At 73.7% G+C, this 16279-nt stretch carries 18 protein-coding genes; 10 read left to right on the top strand and 8 right to left on the bottom strand.

The window, feature by feature from the left end:
* From SHK17_RS13365 to SHK17_RS13355, 3 genes are all read right to left on the bottom strand, one after another.
* Positions 1-1248 carry an AAA family ATPase gene (locus tag SHK17_RS13365; RefSeq protein WP_322919540.1) on the bottom strand — a complete coding sequence of 416 codons (1248 nt, stop codon included), beginning with the start codon at positions 1246-1248 and terminating at the stop codon, positions 1-3.
* The gene (cpaB, locus tag SHK17_RS13360; protein WP_172274031.1) at positions 1245-2021 is read right to left on the bottom strand and encodes a Flp pilus assembly protein CpaB; all 777 of its coding nucleotides are present in this window, start codon (positions 2019-2021) and stop codon (positions 1245-1247) included. Before cpaB ends, SHK17_RS13365 begins: the two co-directional genes overlap by 4 nt.
* A gap of 280 nt (positions 2022-2301) precedes the next feature.
* Positions 2302-4098: an AMP-dependent synthetase/ligase gene (locus tag SHK17_RS13355; RefSeq protein WP_322425494.1), complete on the bottom strand. Its 1797-nt coding sequence runs from the start codon at positions 4096-4098 to the stop codon at positions 2302-2304.
* 152 nt (positions 4099-4250) lie between these two features.
* Here SHK17_RS13355 and SHK17_RS13350 point away from each other — a divergent pair, with 152 nt between their 5' ends.
* The 3 genes from SHK17_RS13350 (at position 4251) to SHK17_RS13340 (ending at position 6219) form a co-directional block, all read left to right on the top strand.
* The gene (locus SHK17_RS13350) at positions 4251-4688 is read left to right on the top strand and encodes an SRPBCC family protein (RefSeq protein WP_172274037.1); all 438 of its coding nucleotides are present in this window, start codon (positions 4251-4253) and stop codon (positions 4686-4688) included.
* Between the two features lie 118 nt (positions 4689-4806).
* Positions 4807-5211, top strand: coding sequence for a hypothetical protein (locus SHK17_RS13345; protein WP_322919539.1), 405 nt, complete (start codon positions 4807-4809; stop codon positions 5209-5211).
* A gap of 3 nt (positions 5212-5214) precedes the next feature.
* Positions 5215-6219: an ROK family protein gene (locus SHK17_RS13340; RefSeq protein WP_322919538.1), complete on the top strand. Its 1005-nt coding sequence runs from the start codon at positions 5215-5217 to the stop codon at positions 6217-6219.
* Here the strand turns inward: SHK17_RS13340 and SHK17_RS13335 are convergent.
* Together SHK17_RS13335 and SHK17_RS13330 are read right to left on the bottom strand one after the other, a co-directional pair.
* Positions 6204-7442: an ornithine cyclodeaminase family domain gene (locus tag SHK17_RS13335; protein ID WP_322919536.1), complete on the bottom strand. Its 1239-nt coding sequence runs from the start codon at positions 7440-7442 to the stop codon at positions 6204-6206. The two genes, SHK17_RS13340 and SHK17_RS13335, sit on opposite strands and share 16 nt — an antisense overlap.
* Positions 7443-7470: 28 nt before the next feature.
* Positions 7471-8037 carry a hypothetical protein gene (locus tag SHK17_RS13330; protein ID WP_172274049.1) on the bottom strand — a complete coding sequence of 189 codons (567 nt, stop codon included), beginning with the start codon at positions 8035-8037 and terminating at the stop codon, positions 7471-7473.
* A 95-nt stretch (positions 8038-8132) separates the two neighbouring features.
* On the opposite strand from SHK17_RS13330, the gene SHK17_RS13325 reads away from it, so the two are divergent.
* From SHK17_RS13325 to SHK17_RS13305, 5 genes are read left to right on the top strand one after another with little or no spacing between them, the layout of a single operon-like run.
* On the top strand, positions 8133-8942 hold the full coding sequence (locus tag SHK17_RS13325; RefSeq protein WP_322919535.1) for an alpha/beta hydrolase: 810 nt from the start codon (positions 8133-8135) through the stop codon (positions 8940-8942).
* Between the two features lie 9 nt (positions 8943-8951).
* Positions 8952-9704, top strand: coding sequence for a lysophospholipid acyltransferase family protein (locus tag SHK17_RS13320; protein ID WP_322919534.1), 753 nt, complete (start codon positions 8952-8954; stop codon positions 9702-9704).
* 29 nt (positions 9705-9733) lie between these two features.
* The gene (gene macS / locus SHK17_RS13315) at positions 9734-10867 is read left to right on the top strand and encodes a MacS family sensor histidine kinase (RefSeq protein ID WP_322919532.1); all 1134 of its coding nucleotides are present in this window, start codon (positions 9734-9736) and stop codon (positions 10865-10867) included.
* A gap of 4 nt (positions 10868-10871) precedes the next feature.
* Positions 10872-11390: a flavin reductase gene (locus SHK17_RS13310; protein WP_172274058.1), complete on the top strand. Its 519-nt coding sequence runs from the start codon at positions 10872-10874 to the stop codon at positions 11388-11390.
* A 53-nt stretch (positions 11391-11443) separates the two neighbouring features.
* The gene (locus tag SHK17_RS13305; RefSeq protein WP_322919531.1) at positions 11444-12088 is read left to right on the top strand and encodes a response regulator transcription factor; all 645 of its coding nucleotides are present in this window, start codon (positions 11444-11446) and stop codon (positions 12086-12088) included.
* Positions 12089-12118: 30 nt separating this feature from the next.
* Here SHK17_RS13305 and SHK17_RS13300 read toward each other — a convergent pair whose 3' ends face one another.
* From SHK17_RS13300 to SHK17_RS13290, 3 genes are all read right to left on the bottom strand, one after another.
* The gene (locus SHK17_RS13300; RefSeq protein WP_322919530.1) at positions 12119-13177 is read right to left on the bottom strand and encodes a hypothetical protein; all 1059 of its coding nucleotides are present in this window, start codon (positions 13175-13177) and stop codon (positions 12119-12121) included.
* Positions 13174-13641: a sortase domain-containing protein gene (locus SHK17_RS13295; RefSeq protein WP_172274064.1), complete on the bottom strand. Its 468-nt coding sequence runs from the start codon at positions 13639-13641 to the stop codon at positions 13174-13176. The genes SHK17_RS13300 and SHK17_RS13295 overlap by 4 nt, the downstream gene beginning before the upstream one ends.
* Before the next feature lie 185 nt (positions 13642-13826).
* Positions 13827-14690, bottom strand: coding sequence for a DUF4397 domain-containing protein (locus SHK17_RS13290; RefSeq protein ID WP_322919529.1), 864 nt, complete (start codon positions 14688-14690; stop codon positions 13827-13829).
* A gap of 213 nt (positions 14691-14903) precedes the next feature.
* Here SHK17_RS13290 and SHK17_RS13285 point away from each other — a divergent pair, with 213 nt between their 5' ends.
* Together SHK17_RS13285 and SHK17_RS13280 are read left to right on the top strand one after the other, a co-directional pair.
* Positions 14904-15800, top strand: a complete 897-nt coding sequence (locus tag SHK17_RS13285) for an arylamine N-acetyltransferase family protein (protein ID WP_322919528.1) — start codon at positions 14904-14906, stop codon at positions 15798-15800.
* Positions 15797-16279 carry a GNAT family N-acetyltransferase gene (locus tag SHK17_RS13280; RefSeq protein WP_322919527.1) on the top strand — a complete coding sequence of 161 codons (483 nt, stop codon included), beginning with the start codon at positions 15797-15799 and terminating at the stop codon, positions 16277-16279. Before SHK17_RS13285 ends, SHK17_RS13280 begins: the two co-directional genes overlap by 4 nt.

Raw genomic sequence — 16279 nt, 5'->3', positions numbered from 1 at the left:
TCAGGCCTTCCTCAGTCGGAGGCGGCCGGGGGACTTCCGGCCTTCGGGCGTCCCCTGCGAGGGGACCTTGGGCGAGAGAGCCGCCGCCAGCGAGGCGGCGAGGGCCTTGAAGGCCTTGCTGTTGGCGTGCCCGGGGTGGGCACGGACGATGGCCTCGCCCCTGTTGACGCAGGCGAGGACCTCGCGGGCCGACTCCAGCGAGTGGTCGGCCTTGAGGCCCACCGTCGACTCGAACTCGTCGACCGACAGGCCGACCTTGGCGTCGGCCCGGTTGAGCACGAACTTCCACGTCTCGCGTGGGAAGTTGAGCAGGTCCAGCGTGCCGGTCGCGAGCTTGAGGCCCTTGAGCGAGGGGATGTCCAACGTCGCGACGAGCACGATGGTGGCGGAGTGGTCGAGCGCGGTGAGGGCGAAGTCGTCGAAGGACCCCGAGGTGTCGACCACGACGAAGTCGAACATCAGCTGCAGGGTGTCGAGCAGCTTGCCGACGTCCTCGGCCGTGGCCTTGTCCGGCGAGTCGAGGTGGACCGGTGCGGCCACGATCGAGAGCCCGGGGGAGTGCGGCGTGAGCAGCGTCTCGGCGGCCGACTTGTCGATGTCGCCGTTGAAGGCGACCAGGTCGGCCACGGTCCGGTGCGGGGTCGACTGCAGCATGATCGCGACGTCGCCGTTGTTGACGTCGAGGTCGACGAGGCACACGTTGTGGCCGAGGTCGGCGAGCGCGGCGGCCGTGTTGGTGGCGACGAGGCTCTTGCCGACGCCGCCCTTGGTGGCGAAGACCGTGAGGACCTTGGCGCGGGGGTTGTTCTCCGCCTCGGTGGCGGCCGCGGCTGCCGCCTGCGCGGACTGCAGGGCGCTCTGGGCGGCGGCCTGCACCTCGTCCTCGAAGGTCTGCACGATCGCGGAGGCCACGTTGCGGGCCCGCTGCACGGCGGTGGTGATGCCGGCGAGGTCCTTGGCGGCGACCACCTCGCGCATCCCGGCGCGCAGTGCGAGCGAGAGGGCGTTGCTGTCCACCTCGTGGCGCAGCAGGATCACGCCGAGGTTCGGTCGGTTGACCCGGGCCCACTGCGCGAGCGTCGAGGCGTCCTCGGAGGTGATGGAGGGTCCGATGACGACCGCGAACTCGGCAGGTGTGGCCTGGATGTGATCGCCGAGCTCCTCCATGGAGCTGAAGGCGTGGGAGCCGTGCAGCATCGCCTGGAGCAGGGCGAGGTGCGCCCGGTCGGACTCGACGATCGCGGTCATGACGCGGTCCGCAGGATCTCGGGCATCAGGTCGCTGGCGGTGACGCCCGGGCCGTCGTCGACCTTGGAGTCGTCGGAGAGCAGCGCGAAGGAGATCTCGGCGTTGCGGGCGGCGTAGATGATCTTCTCGGCCTGCGTCTGGTCGACCGCGACGGTCAGGATGGCCCGCGGGACCTCCTCAACGATCTGCTCACCCTCGTCCGTCGTGGTCGTCTTGGACGAGATGCTCGAGGTGCCGACGCCGATGACCTGCACCTTGGGCAGCAGCAGGCGGGTGTAGGCAGGGAGCGTCTCCTCGGTGCCGTCGGGCAGCTTGCGGATGGGGTCGGCGGAGAAGAAGATCGCGATGTCGGAGCCCGGGTTCACGAAGCCCGCCACCCGGGCCGGGTCGCTGAGCTCGACGGAGATGGCGAGCTTGTCGTCGGGGATGATGAGCCCCTCGGTGTCGCTCAGGGTGCCGAACTTGGGGGCGATGACCTGCTCGCCGGCGAAGATCGTGCCGAGCGAGACCAGGTCGGAGATCGAGCCGGTCGAGGACAGCGCACCGTCGACCATGTCGTCGCGGCGCACCTGACGCTTCGCGAACTTGCCAGCCTCCATGGCGGCGGACACCGACTCACCGGGCTCGATGGTGTCCGTGGCGGCCAGCACCTCGACCAGCTCCTGGCCCGCGGAGGCGCGCTTGTCGATGCCCTGGACGTAGAGCACGATCAGCGCGGTGCCGACCAGGGCGATGATGAGCGCGACCGTGAGGAGAACAGATCGGCGTGCCATAGGGGCCTTCCTTCGGGTGTGGGTGTCCGGTGACGTCAGGAGACGGGGGTCGCTCGTGACGGCGTCGCTGAGGAGTGGCAGGCCCGACGCGTTCGCGGCTCGAGGACGCGTTCGCGCACGTGGATGCACCCCTCTCGCAGCTCGGCGGGGGTCCCGGATGATCCCCAGCGGACCGAACATATGGGCGCCCTGAACGGCGGGTGGGGCTAAACCTCACAAACCACCCGAAGGTGGTGCCGGGGTAGTCCGAAGTGACTACGCGGAGGTAGTCCGGACCGGGTCACCCGAGGTAGAGGGCCTCGATCTCGGCGCGTGCCTCGCGCACGACGACGTTGCGCTTGAGCTTGAGGCTGGGCGTCAGCTGGCCGCCCTCCTCGGTCCACTCCCCGGGGAGGATCGTGAACTTGCGGATGGACTCGGCCTGGGAGACCGCCTTGTTGGCGTCGTCCACCGCGTCCTGCACGGCCGCGACCAGATCGGGGTCGTGGAGCATGCCGGCGAGGTCGCCGGACTTGCCGTGCTGCTCGGCCCAGCCGGGGAACGTCTCGCGGTCGATGGTCACCAGCGCGCCGATGAACGGCTGCCCGTCCCCGACGACGAGGCACTGGTCGACCAGGGCGTGGGCGCGCAGGCGGTCCTCGAGCACGGCCGGGGCGACGTTCTTGCCGCCGGCGGTCACCAGGATCTCCTTCTTGCGCCCGGTGATGCGGACGAAGCCCTCGTCGTCGACCTCGCCGACGTCGCCGGTGTGGAACCAGCCGTCGCGGTCGACGGCCTCGGCGGTGGCGGCCTCGTCGCCCCAGTAGCCGGCGAAGACCTGGCCGCCCTTGAACAGCAGCTCGCCGTCATCGCCCACGCGGACGCTCGTGCCGGGCAGGGGGCGACCCACGGTGCCCACCTTCTGCGCGTCGGGGAGGTTGACGGTCAGCGCGGCCGTGGTCTCGGTCAGGCCGTAGCCCTCGAGCACGGACAGGCCGATGCCGCGGTAGAAGTGGCCGAGCCGGTCGCCCAGCGGCGCGCCACCGGAGACGGCGTACGCACAGCTGCCGCCGAGCGCCTGGCGCAGCTTGCCGTAGACGAGCCGGTCGAAGAGGGCGTGCCGGGCGCGCAGGCGTAGCGGGACCCGCTTGCCGTCGAGGGCACGGGAGTACGCGATCGCGGTGTCGGCGGCGCGGTCGAAGATCTTGCCGCGGCCGTCGGCCGTCGCGCGCTGCGAGGCGGTGTTGAAGACCTTCTCGAAGACCCGGGGCACGGCGAGGATGAACGTCGGCCTGAATCCCTGCAGGTCGGCGACGAGGTTCTTGATGTCGGCGCTGTGCCCCATCCGGGCGCGGCTCTTCACGCAGCCGACCTGGATGATGCGGGCGAAGACGTGTGCCAGCGGCAGGAAGAGGAGCGTCGAGGCCTCGTCGCCCTCGAACAGCTCAGGGAGCTCGTCGACGGCGACGCCGAGCTCGAACATGAAGTTGCCGTGGGTCAGCATGCAGCCCTTGGGCTTGCCGGTGGTGCCGCTGGTGTAGATGAGCGTGGCCAGGTCGTGCGGGGTGGCGGTGGTGCGCCGCTGCTCGAGCAGCTCGTCGGAGATGTCGGAGCCGAGGCGGCCGAGCACGTCGACGGCGTTGTCCTGCAGCGACCAGACGTGCTGGAGCTCCACGAGGTCGGCCGACTGCCGGGCCTCGCGCACCCGCGCGAGGTGGTCGGGGCCCTCGGCGACGACCGCGCGCGCACCCGAGTCCTGGAGGATCCAGCCGATCTGCTCGGCCGAGGACGTCTCGTAGATCGGCACGGTGACGGCGCCGGCGAACCAGATGGCGTAGTCGAGCAGCGTCCACTCGTAGCGGGTCTTGGACAGCAGGGCGACCCGGTCGCCCGCCCCGACGCCCGCGGCGACGAGGCCCTTCGCGACGGAGCGGACCTCGTCGTGGAACTCGGCGGCCGTGACGTCGACCCAGCCGTCGTCCGACGGGCGGCTGAACACCGCGGTGGACGCTGCCTCGCGGGCGTTGGCCACGACGTCGTCGGTGAGGTTGCCCGTGGTGGGGACGGCAACGGAGAGCGGCGTGGTGAACTCACGCACCGGGGAACCTCCTGGATCGGCGATCGACTGCGAAGCGCAGGCTATCGCCCGGCGCGGGCGGCGCCGCACGCCCGTCCCGCACGCCCGTCCCGCCCGGGCGGTGGCGCAGCCGTGGCCCGGGCGGGCGCCGGCTGTCGGCTAGGCTCCCGGCCATGGCCGAACAGACCTCTTCGTCGATCACGATCGACGCCGCTCCGGCCGACATCATGGCCGTCATCGCCGACTTCGAATCCTACCCCGAGTGGGCCAAGGGCGTGCAGACCGCGGAGGTCACCGCACCGGGCGCCGACGGCCGGGCCGAGCAGGTCTACTTCGCGCTCGACGTCTCCCCGATCAAGGACCAGTACACCCTCGCCTACGACTGGGACGGCGACCGGGAGGTCACCTGGACCCTGGTCGAGGGCAACATGCTCAAGGCCCTCGACGGCGCCTACACGTTGGTGGACCGCGGCGACGGCAGCACCGAGGTCACCTACCGGCTCGCGCTCGACGTCACCATCCCCCTCATCGGGATGCTCAAGCGCAAGGGCGAGAAGATCCTGATCGACACCGCGCTGAAGGGCCTCAAGAAGCGCGTCGAGCAGCTCTGACCACCGGGTCCGGCGTGCGGATCCTGCCGTCCACCACCGCGGGCGACGAGCTGGTCGTGTCCGTCGCGTCGTATCGTCGCTTCCTGAACGCCCAGCCCGCGACCCGTCAGGAGACCTCATGACCGACGCCGCCGGCACAGACCCCGTCGGCTCCCTGGGCGAGGAGGCCGCGAAGCTGTTCGGCGCCCTCTCCGGGTGGGCGCGCGAGCAGGTCGAGGATGCGGGGGACGGGCTGTCCGACATGGCCGCGCAGGCGGCGGCCACCGTGCACGACCTCGACGAGCACCTCGCCACCGGCTCCGCCGAGTGCACCGTGTGCCCGGTCTGCCGCACGATCCACGCCGTACGTCAGCTGGACCCCGAGGTGGTCACGCACCTGTCGAGCGCGCTGACGTCGCTGGCCCAGGCGGCGGCCTCCCTGCTGTCCACCCGTCCACCGGCGCAGGACGACGCCTCCGGTGACGAGCGCGCCGCCAGTGACGAGCACGCCGACCACGACGACGCGTGGCCCGAGGACGCGTGACCGGTGGCCGCTGACGGGCCGGGTGTCGGGCCGGGTGTCGTGGTCGGCGTCGACATCGGCGGCACCAAGGTCCTCGCCGGGGTCGTGGGCGACGACGGCCGGGTCTCGAGCACGGCACGGCGTACGACGCCCGGGCGCCGGGTCGTGACCCAGCGGGTCGAGGACGCCCTGGTCGAGGCGATCGTGGAGGCGACGGCCGGTCGGCCGCTGGCCGGTGTCGGGGTGGCGGCGGCCGGCTTCGTCGACTCGGGCGGCGAGCGCGTGATGTTCGCCCCGCACCTGCCGTGGCAGGGCCAGCCCCTCCGCGAGCTGCTCGAGGACCGGCTCGGGTGCGAGGTGCGGCTCGACAATGACGCCAACTGCGCGGCGCGGGCCGAGTCCCGCCACGGGGCGGCCCGGGGTGCGACCTCGGCACTCATGATCACGATGGGCACCGGCATCGGGGGCGCGGTGCTGGTCGACGGCCACGTGCTGCGTGGCGCCAACGGCATGGCCGGGGAGTTCGGGCACATGCAGGTCGTCCCCGACGGGCAGGCGTGCGAGTGCGGGCGGCGTGGGTGCTGGGAGCAGTACTCGTCGGGCAACGCGCTCGTCCGTGAGGCCCGGATGCTGATGCGCGAGCAGCCGTCCGTGCTGTCCGAGATGAGCGGCTCCGACCACGACCGGATCACCGGCCCGATGGTCACGGCCGCCGCCGAGGAGGGCGACCTGGTGGCGCGGCGCGCCTACGCGTCCGTGGGGGACTGGCTGGGCGTCGGCACCGCCAACCTCGTCGCCGCGCTGGACCCGGAGGTCGTGGTGATCGGGGGAGGGGTGTCCGCCGCGGGCGACCGGCTGCTCGACCCGGCGCGGGCGGCGCTGCAGCGCACGCTGGTGGGGGCCGCGCACCGGAGGGTCCCGCCGCTCGTGGCCGCGCAGCTCGGGCCTCAGGCGGGGATGATCGGCGGGGCGCTGCTCGTGTCGCGTCCGGGTCGTCGTCCCGACCCCGCGGGTCAGGCGCGCCGGTAGTCCGGCACGAGCTCCAGCGAGAGCTGCTCGAGGAACAGCCCCACGTCGGCCACGATGCCGCGACCACGGTGGGTGCCGCGGTCGGCCAGCCTCGTGACGGTGGCCGGGTCGAGGTCGACGCACACCAGCGGGACCGTCGCCGGGAGGATGTTGCCCGTGGCCACCGAGTGGTGCTGGGTGGCGAGCATCAGGCAGTAGCCCACGTCGTGGATCTCCTCCCGCATGGCGCGCAGGCCCTCGAGCACGTCGGTGTGCACGTCGGGGAGCGGGCCCTCGTCGCGCACGGAGCCCACGAGCACGAAGCGCTTCCGCTCCGTCACGAGCGCGTGCATGATCCCGCTCGTCAGCACGCCCGCCTCGACGGCGGCGGCGATGGAGCCGGCCTTGCGGACCGTGTTGAGCGCGCGCACCCGGTGCTCGTGGCCGTGCTCGACGCCGGCCGCGGACACCTCGCCGCCGCGGCCGGTGCCGTAGAGCGCGGACTCGACGTCGTGGGCGGCGAGGGCGTTGCCGCCGAACAGCGCGTCGACGAAGCCGGCGCGGACGAGGGAGACCAGTGCCTGGGAGGCGCCGGTCCGCACCACGCCCGGGCCGGCCACCCACAGCAGCCTCTTGCCGGCCTCCCGGGCCTGGCGCATGCCGTCGGCCACCTGGCGCACGACGACCGTCTGCGGGCGGTCCGTGGGGGAGCCGCCCCGCGCGGCGAGGAGTCCGTCGTCGACCGGCGCCGGCCGGGGGACCGACACGCGGATCCCCGACGCGCCGACGACGCACCGCATCCCGGCCTCGACGTCCGACATCGGCACCGTGCGCACGCGTACGTCGCCGGCCGGTGCCTCGTCGACGACCAGGCCGCAGTCCATGGCGGGGTTCTCGACCTCGTGCCAGGCGCCGCCGATGCGGACACGGGTCTCGAGGTTGGTGGTGGCGTAGAAGCCGTCGGGCAGCACGCCCGGGATCTCGGCCTCCGCGGTGAGCGCGTCACCGACGGCGACCTGGTTGACGCCGCGGGTCTGCAGCCGCATCAGGAGCCGCTGGAGGGAGGTGTCGTCCTCGGCCTCGACGGTGATCCTCGCGCTGGAGGGGTCATGGGCCTCGTGGCCGACGTCGAACTGCTCGATGACGTAGTCGCAGCCGTAGTCGCGGATGTCGTCCAGGACGCGGGACAGGATGCCGCTGTCCATCAGGTGTCCGGTCACCTCGACGGTCTCGCGTGCCCCCACCCGAGCGACCCTACTGGGTCCCTCGGTCTCAGACGCGCGAGCCGTCGTCCCAGGGGTCACGGGGCGAGCGCGGCATCTCGAGGACCAGGTAGAGGAACCCGCCGACGAACCAGGCGACCAGGAGCCACCCCACGACGGAGGGGACGTAGAGCGACAGCAGCCCGATCAGCAGCGCCATGGCCGGAGCCACGGCGATGCCGGCCCAGGCGAGCCCGCGCTGCCACGTGCGGGGGAGCGGCAGGGGCGGAGGGGGCGGCGGGGTGAATCGCTCGGAGGCGGCGATCGCCCGCTCGCGGACCTCGACCTCGTCGTCGTCGACGAGGTGGTCGGGCAATGGCTCGGTCGGCGCGTGGCCCGCCGGAGCGGCGGGCGGCTCGGACGAGGGCTCGGACTCCGACGGGGACGTGCCGGTGTCGGTCGCCGGTCCGGTCGACGGGTCGGCGGTGGCTCCGGGCGGCACGTCCTGGGTCGGTTCGCCGGCGCCGGCGCGCGCGTCGTACGCCTCGTCGTCGGGGAGCACCGCGCGCTCGCCGTAGTGCTCCACGATCTCGCGCCACGCCAGCTCGGTGCGGCTCTCGTCGCCAGGCGTCGTCACGCCCGCCACGGTACCCGGCACGTGGTTCTCGACGGGTGCCGCGACCGTCCCTCGGGCGGCGGTGCGGCGGTGTCGGTGTGGTGCACACTGTGCCCGTGAAGATCCCGTTCCTCGGTGCCCCGGCGGCTCCCCTCGACCCCGCCCTCGTCGCGCCGATGTCCACCGCGGCCGACCCCGCGAGGACCGGTGGCCGCCGGCTCGGCGTCCTCGTCCAGCACGGGTTCACCGGCAACCCCGCCTCGATGCGTCCCTGGGCACAGGACCTCGCGGGTCGCGGGTACGCCGTCGAGATGCCGCTGCTGCCCGGCCACGGCACCCGGTGGCAGGACTGCAACCAGGTCACCTGGGGCGACTGGGTGGCGACCGTGGACGGTGCGTTCGACAAGCTGGCAGCCGAGAACGACGCGGTCGTGGCGGTCGGGCTGTCGATGGGCGGGGCGCTCTGCCTGCGCCTGGCGGCGGACCGGGGCGACGAGCTCGCCGGCATCGTGGTCGTCAACGCTGCCGTCGACACCCTCCGCAAGGACGTCAAGCTGCTGCCGGCCCTCAAGCGCGTCGTGCCGGGGATGCCGGGCATCGCCAACGACATCAAGAAGCCGGGCGCCGACGAGCACGGCTACCCGACCACCCCGCTCAAGGCGGCCGCCTCGATGTTCGCCGGCTACGCCGAGCTGCGGCGCGACCTGCCGAGGGTGACGGTCCCGGTGCTGTTCTTCCGCTCCGCGGAGGACCACGTCGTCGACATCTCGAGCTCGCGGGCGCTCAACGCGCGGCTCTCCTCCAAGGACTTCGAGGAGCGGGTGCTGCAGAACAGCTACCACGTCGCGACCCTCGACCACGACGCCCCGCGGATCTTCGCCGAGTCCGCGGAGTTCATCGAGCGGGTCACCGCGGCACGGGACTAGGCTCGGCCCGTGCTCTATTGGTTCCTGAAGTGGATCGCCCTCGGGCCGGTGCTGCGACTCGTGTTCCGGCCCAAGGCCTACGGCGTGGAGCACGTCCCCGACGTGGGTCCCGCGATCCTCGCGAGCAACCACCTGTCCTACGCCGACTGGCTGTTCATGCCGCTCACGCTCAACCGGCGGGTCACCTTCGTGGCGAAGGCGGAGTACTTCACCTCGCCGGGCATCAAGGGCTGGTTCCAGAAGAAGTTCTTCACCGGGGCGGGCCAGGTCCCGATCGATCGCTCGGGCGCCAACGCCGCCGAGGGGGCGATGAAGTCGGCGATGAAGATCCTGGCCCAGGGCGACCTGTTCGGGATCTACCCCGAGGGCACCCGCTCCCACGACGGCAAGCTCTACCGCGGCAAGACCGGCGTCGCCCGGCTGGCCCTCGAGACCGGCGCCCCGGTGGTCCCGTGCGCCGTGGTCGGCACCGATGTCGTCGCTCCGACCGGCAAGGTCTACGGCACCTGGACGCGCCCCGTCGTGCGCTTCGGCCCGCCGCTCGACTTCTCCCGCTACGCCGGGATGGAGAACGACCGCTACATCCTGCGGTCGATCACCGACGAGATCATGTACGAGATCATGCGCCTGTCCGGGCAGGAGTACGTCGACCTCTACGCCAGCAAGGCCAAGGAGCTCGACAAGGAGCGGGCCAAGCAGGCCGCGGCCGAGCAGGCCGAGCGCGACAAGGCCGCGGACGGGCCGGAGCAGAAGGCGTCCTGAGCGCCCGACCCGGTCCGTCCTCCGCGGCTGTGCGGGGCGACTCGGCGCTCGCCGTCGAGGACCGGCTCTACTCGGCCCTGGCCATCGTGCGGGTCGTCGTCACGATCAACATGGTCGGCCTCAACGCCTACCGGCGCGAGAGCTTCGAGCACCCGACGGCCGGCCTGGTGGTCGTCGCGGCCCTCGCCGGCTGGACCGCCGTCGCCATCTGGCTCTACCGCGACCGGCGCCGTCGTGTGCCGGCGCTGCTGGTGGCCGACCTGGCGATCGCGCTGGCGGCGATGGCCGTGACGCCGTGGGTGAAGTCGGAGGGCTTCAACGCCACGATCCCGGGCTACTGGGTGATGGGCGCCCTGCTCGCGTGGGCCATCCACTGGCACTGGCGCGGCGGCCTGGCGGCGGCCGCGCTGATCGCCGCGGCCGACCTGCTGCCGCGCTCGGAGGTCGACCAGGGCAACTACGGCAACGTGTTCCTGGTCCTGATCGGCGGTCCCGTCGTCGGCTACCTGTGCGAGTCGCTGCAGCGCATGGCCCGCGAGCGCGACGTCGCCGAGCGCGCGGCCGCGGCGGCGGAGGAGCGCACCCGCCTGGCCCGGGCCGTGCACGACGGCGTGCTGCAGGTGCTGGCCATGACGCAGCGCCGCGGTGCCGCGGCCGGTGGCGACTGGGCGGACCTCGGCCGGCTGGCGGGCGAGCAGGAGCGCAGCCTCCGCTCGCTGATCCGCCAGCAGGACACCGTGCCGGCGGGGCACGGGCACCGGCCGACGGGACAGGTGGACCTCGCGGGCGCGCTGGAGGCGATGGCCACCGCTCACCCGGTGCGGGTGGAGGTGGCCACGCCCGGCGGGACCGTGCTGGTGGACGAGCGCGTCGCGACCGAGGTGGTCGCGGCGGCGCGGTCCTGCCTCGACAACGTCCTGACCCACGTCGGTGCCGACGCGACGGCCTGGATCCTCGCGCAGGCCGCGCCCGACGCCATCACCGTCTCGGTGCGCGACGACGGCCCGGGCATCGAGCCCGGGCGGCTCGAGCAGGCCGAGGCCGAGGGCCGACTGGGCGTCGTGTCCTCCATCCGCGGGCGGATCGAGGAGCTCGGCGGCACCGCCGCGGTCGACAGCGGACCCTGGGGCACCGAGTGGGACCTGACCGTCCCGCTAGCGTGACCGGGTGACCATCCACACGACCCACCCGTTCCTCGAGCCCGAGGGCGACCGCGACCCCGTACGACGCCTGCGCGGGCGTGTCGGCGGCACGGTGTCGCTGTGGACGGCCGGCGTCGAGGCGAGCGGGCGGGCCGGGCTGACGGTGTCGTCGTGGCTGGTCGCCGGTGGCGAGCCCGGGCGCGCGCTGGCCCTGCTGGACCCCGACGCCGACCTCACCGACGCCCTCCTCGAGACCGGTCGCGGCGTGCTCCAGCTGCTCACTTGGGACGACCGCGAGCTGGCCGACGCCTTCGCCGGCACCGCGCCCGCCCCGGGCGGTCCGTGGCGGCTCGCCGACTGGGTGGCGTCCCCGCACGGCCCGCGGCTGGCGCACGCGACCACGTGGGCGGGCCTGGAGGTCGAGTCGGACGTCGAGGTCGGGTGGTCGCGGCTGGTGACCTGCCGGCTGGTCGAGGTGGTCGTCGGCGAGGACACGGCACCGCTGGTCCATCGGCGTGGCCGTTACCGTCCGCCCGCCGACTGACCGGTCTACGATTCCCACACCTACGAGGGGGACGACGTGGCGAGGGTGATGACGTGGTGAGAGTGATGGTGGTCGACGACCACCCCATGTGGCGCGACGCGGTCGAGCGCGACCTGCAGGCGGCCGGTCACGACGTCGTGGCGATCGCCTCCAACGGCCGCGAGGCGATGGCGCGGTTCCCGGCGGCGGCACCGCAGGTCGTGGTGCTCGACCTCCAGCTGCCCGACCACAGCGGCGTGCAGGTGACGGGCATGATGCTCGAGCACGACCCGACCGCCCGGGTGCTGATCCTGTCCGCCAGCGGTGAGCAGGCCGATGTCCTCGAGGCGATCAAGGCCGGCGCCACCGGCTACCTCGTCAAGTCCGCGTCCAGCGCGGAGCTGGTGGACGCGGTGACCAGGGTCGCCGACGGCGACACCGTCTTCACCCCCGGGCTGGCCGGGCTGGTGCTGGGGGAGTTCCGCCGGATCGCCGACGGTCCCGCTGACGACCCGCGCGACCAGCTGACCGAGCGCGAGACCGAGATCCTCAAGATGGTCGCGACCGGCATGAGCTACAAGCAGATCGCCGCCCGCCTGGTGCTCTCCCACCGCACCGTGCAGAACCACGTCCAGAACACCCTGCGCAAGCTGCAGATGAACAACCGCGTCCAGCTCACCCGGTGGGCCATCGAGCACGGGCTCGACGGCGACGACTGACCCCTGACCGAGCCTGCGGGCCGGACCGGCTCAGGACAGGTCGACCTGCGCCACCACGCGGCCACCCGCGTCGGCGCCGGTGAGCTCGACGTGCCACTGACCCTCCGTGTCCGCCTCGCCGCAGGGCGTGGGGGACGGTGAGCCGGCGGTCGCGCACGCCAGGGAGAGCACCGCCTTCGAGCGGATGACACGGGTGTCCTCGGGCTGCTGGGCCGACACCTCCAGCGCCGTGGTCGTGGCCAGCCCCCGGCCGAGCACCGAGGTGCTCCGCTCGACGGCCCCGGCCAGCTCGTAGCTGACGAGGACCCGGGTCGCCTCGCTGAAGACGTACGACGCACTCGTGAACGTGATCACCTCGGGACCCGACGCCGGCTGGTCGTCGGCCGTGACCTCGACCGCCGACGCCTCGAGCAGGATGCCGGGCGCGAGCTCCGGCAGCGCGACGTCGACCTGGTCCAGCGGTTCGGCCGCGTGGATCCAGTGCGTCACCTCGAGCACCCCGTCGGGGCGGACGCGGGTGACCGTGCGCGACGCGCCCGCCTCCGGCCAGCTCTCGGCGGCGGCGGACGCCGTGCCGGCGTCGTCGCGCCCGTCGTCGACGACCTGCCAGACCACCAGGCCGCCGACCACGAGCGCGGCCACGCCCAGGAGGGCGAGAGCGGCTGCTCTCCGCCGGCTGCCGCGAGCGCGATCGGACGGGGGGCCGACCGGCGCGGCGACCGGAACGGGTGCCGGGGCGGGTGCCCGGGCGGGTGCCCGGGCGGGTGCCGGGGCGGGTGCCGTGATGGCCGGGGCGGTGGCCGCAGCGGTGGCCGGGGCGGTCACCGGCACCTGCCGCTGTGCCGGCTGTGCCGGCGCGGCCGGTGCGGCCGGCCGCGCCGGAGCCGCAGGGGCTCGCAGCGCCTCCGGCTCGACGACCGGTGCGGCGGCCACGGGCTCGGCAGCGGGCGCCGTGGCGGCGGCCTCGGGCTCGGCCGTCGGGGCGACGGGCTCGACGTGGGGGGCGAGCGACTCCTGCTCCGGCGCCGGCCGCTGGACAGGCGGGAGCACGGTGGGGAGGCGCTTCTTGTACTGCTTCTTCGGGCTCACGTCTGCTCCGGTGGTCCGAGGGGCACGGCGGTCACGACGGCCAGGTGCTGGTAGCCGCCTCGAGAGGCATCGTAGGGAGGGGCGCAGGTGACCAGGGTCAGCCGGCCTGGACCTGACACGTCGAAGATCCACGAGTCGTCCGACAGCGTGCCCTGCGGCACCAGGCGCCGCGAGCGCACCTCGAAGGCCTGGCGCACCCCCGCCGACACGAGCACGACTCGCGCCCCGCGACCGACGGTCAGCAGCTCGGCGAAGGGGCCGAGGCCCTCGGTCCGCGAGTCGACGTGGGCGGCCACGAGGATCGAGCCGAACGGGTCACCGAGGCGCGACCCGCCTCGCCACCACCCCGCGACGTCGACGTCGTCGGGCACGTCGAGGAGCCCCGACGGCGTCGTGCCGACGGCGCTGATCCGCACGGTGCGACCGCTGGGGAGCGTGGCCTCGCGGGGCGCCCGGGCGGCCACCACCGAGGGTGCCCGACGTGCCGGTGCGACGGGTCGTCCCTCCGCGGTCGACCGGGCGGTGGGCGTGGGAGAACCGGGTGGGGTCGAGGAGGCGGTCGGAGCACCGGCGGGCTCGACGGTCCCACCTCCGCAGGCCGCGCTCGTCCAGAGCAGTGCGCCAGCCACGATCATCGCCGGTGTCGGTCTCATCCTGCCGGGCGGCGGTGCGCGGCAGGCGTACGCCGGCGCAGGCCGAGGGCCACGGCGGCCGCGGCGGCGAGCAGGACGCCCAGCAGGCCGAGGAGCGTCGGGCCACCGGCACCGTCCGCGGGGCCGTCGAAGGTGACGACGGCCTCGGTGGCCAGGCCCGCGGACCCGGTGTCGATGCGGGTGGGCTGCACGCTGCCGTCCGGAGCGAGCTCCGCCGTGTGGGCGATGACGTTCATGGAGCTGTCGCGCGGGTTGCCGTAGGCGTAGATCATCGACAGCGTCCCCGCCTCGAGGCTCACGTCGAGCGGGCCGAGGATGGGGTCGGCGGCCGATCCGGACGGCAGCAGTGCCACCTCGATGCTGCCCTCCGGGACGTCGGCGTCGGCGAACTCGCCGTTGGCGATGTTGGTGAACACCGTCTGCCCGTCCACCTGCACGTCGGCCGGTGCGACCGTCGCGGTGTGGGCGAGGAGGACGCGTGCCTTCCCGGGGCCGATCGGTCCGTCCGGCGCGGCGTAGGAGTGCACCAGCGGCTCGCCGCCGACCTCGGCGGGCAGGTGCAGCACGACGTCGCTGGCGGCGCCGGCGCGCACCTCGAGCGTCGACTCCACGTCGACCCCGTCACCGCTGAAGGCGATGTCGTGGGCGCCGGGCGCCAGCTCGAACGGCCCGAGCACGTCGCCGACCGCGCTGTCCTGCGCGACGGAGCGGCCGTCGACCGACACGTCGACCGCGACGCCGGGGACGGCCTGGATCACGGTCACCCGGGCGGTCCCGGCGGCGGCCGATCCCGGCTGCGCGGGGGCGAGTGCGAGCATCGCGAGCGTCGCGACCAGCAATGACGGAACAGCTCTGCGCATCTGGATTCACCCCCGTGTCGGGTCCCGGGCGCGGGACTGGCTCCCACCTGAACACCGGGGGGCGGGCGCCTCAACCCCCAAATCGGGTACGAGGGGTGGCAACCCGCACCCATCGGGGTAGGTTTCGACGCGCTGCGGAGCGCCGGGCGTGCCGGCGACGGGTGCCGGAGGACCACGGCTCGAGGCAGTGACGACTCGGAGAGGGAGGCAGGGGTGGGCGAGGCGGAGACGCTGCTGGAGGCGTACCTCGGGCGGCTGGGCCTCACCGAGCGCCCTCCCGCCACCCTGGCCGGGCTCCGCCGGGTGCACCGGGCCCACGTCGCGCGCATCGCCTACGACAACCTCTCCATCATGCTCGGCCGTCCCGACCCGGTGGACGCAGCGGCCGGGACCTCCCGCGCCGCCGCGGGGGGACGGCTGGGCTACTGCTTCCACCAGAACGGTGCCTTCGGCTGGCTGCTCTCCGAGCTCGGGTTCTCCGTCAGCCGGCGTCACGGGCACGTGTGGGTCCGCCCCGAGGACCAGCTCGGCACCACGCTCAACCACCTAGTCCTCGTCGTCTCCGGACTGCCCACCGACGACAACCCCGGCGGCCACTGGTGGGCCGACGCGGGGCTGGGGGAGGGCTTCGCCGAGCCGCTGCCCCTCGTCCGGGGCGACCACGTGGTCGAGGGGTGGTCGTTCGGCATCGGGGCCGGGTTCGGGGCACAGGCGGCCGGCCGCCCCACCGGCCCCGCCGCCTGGACCTACCGCCACCTGCCGGGCGGGGTGCTCCGGGGCATCGTGGTGACCTCTCGCGACCACTCGCCGGCGGCCGTCGCCACGGCCCACGAGTGGCTCAGCCTCGCCCCCGAGTCCCCCTTCCGCCGGGTGCTGGTGGCCCAGCGCGTCGACGGGCCCGACCAGCGGACGGTGCGCGGGCTGGTGCACCAGGTGATGACCCCGGCCGGGCGCGACCAGCACGACCTGGCGTCGTACGACGAGTGGCGCGGCGCGCTCGTGGACGACCTGCTGCTGCCGGTCGACGACGTGACGCCGGAGGAGTGGCGCTCGCTGTGGGACCGCACGCAGGCCTCGCACCGCGCGTGGGACGAGGCGGGGCGGCCGTGACCACCGAGGGCCACGCACCGCGTCGCGGGTGGCGTCGTGCGACGGCCGACGACGTCGTCGCCCTCCGCGACCTCGAGCGGGCCGCGAGCCGGGCCGGCCTGGCGCACGTGTTCGGCGACCTGCCCTACCCCGACGACGACGTGCTCGCCCGCTGGGCTCTCCTGCTGGACGACCCGACCGTCGTCGTCGACGTGGTCGACGACGAGCACGGGCTCGTCGTGCTGGCCGCCCACGACGGATCCACCCTGCGGCACCTCGCCGTGCGACCCGACCGCTGGGGCGCGGGGCTGGCGCGCGACGGCTTCGCCCGCGCCGAGGCCGCGGGGGCGCGCCGGCTGTGGGTGCTGGCCGACAACCACCGGGCACGCACGCTCTACGAGTCGCTCGGCTGGCGGCCCACCGGCGAGAGCCAGGAGTGCCCGTGGGCGCCGTACCCGACCGAGGTGGAGTACGCCGCCCCCGCGGAGGCGGGCTCCTAG

Origin of the sequence: Nocardioides renjunii (assembly GCF_034661175.1) — a bacterium.
GTDB classification, from domain to species: Bacteria; Actinomycetota; Actinomycetes; order Propionibacteriales; family Nocardioidaceae; genus Nocardioides; species Nocardioides renjunii.
This window is presented reverse-complemented; position numbering and strand designations above follow the sequence as displayed.

Bases quoted from the DNA above. Each gene is read 5' to 3' on its own strand.
- SHK17_RS13365 (WP_322919540.1), bottom strand. From the start codon at position 1,248: ATGACCGCGATCGTCGAGTCCGACCGGGCGCACCTCGCCCTGCTCCAG.
- cpaB (WP_172274031.1), bottom strand. From the start codon at position 2,021: ATGGCACGCCGATCTGTTCTCCTCACGGTCGCGCTCATCATCGCCCTG.
- SHK17_RS13350 (WP_172274037.1), top strand. From the start codon at position 4,251: ATGGCCGAACAGACCTCTTCGTCGATCACGATCGACGCCGCTCCGGCC.
- SHK17_RS13345 (WP_322919539.1), top strand. From the start codon at position 4,807: ATGACCGACGCCGCCGGCACAGACCCCGTCGGCTCCCTGGGCGAGGAG.
- SHK17_RS13290 (WP_322919529.1), bottom strand. From the start codon at position 14,690: ATGCGCAGAGCTGTTCCGTCATTGCTGGTCGCGACGCTCGCGATGCTC.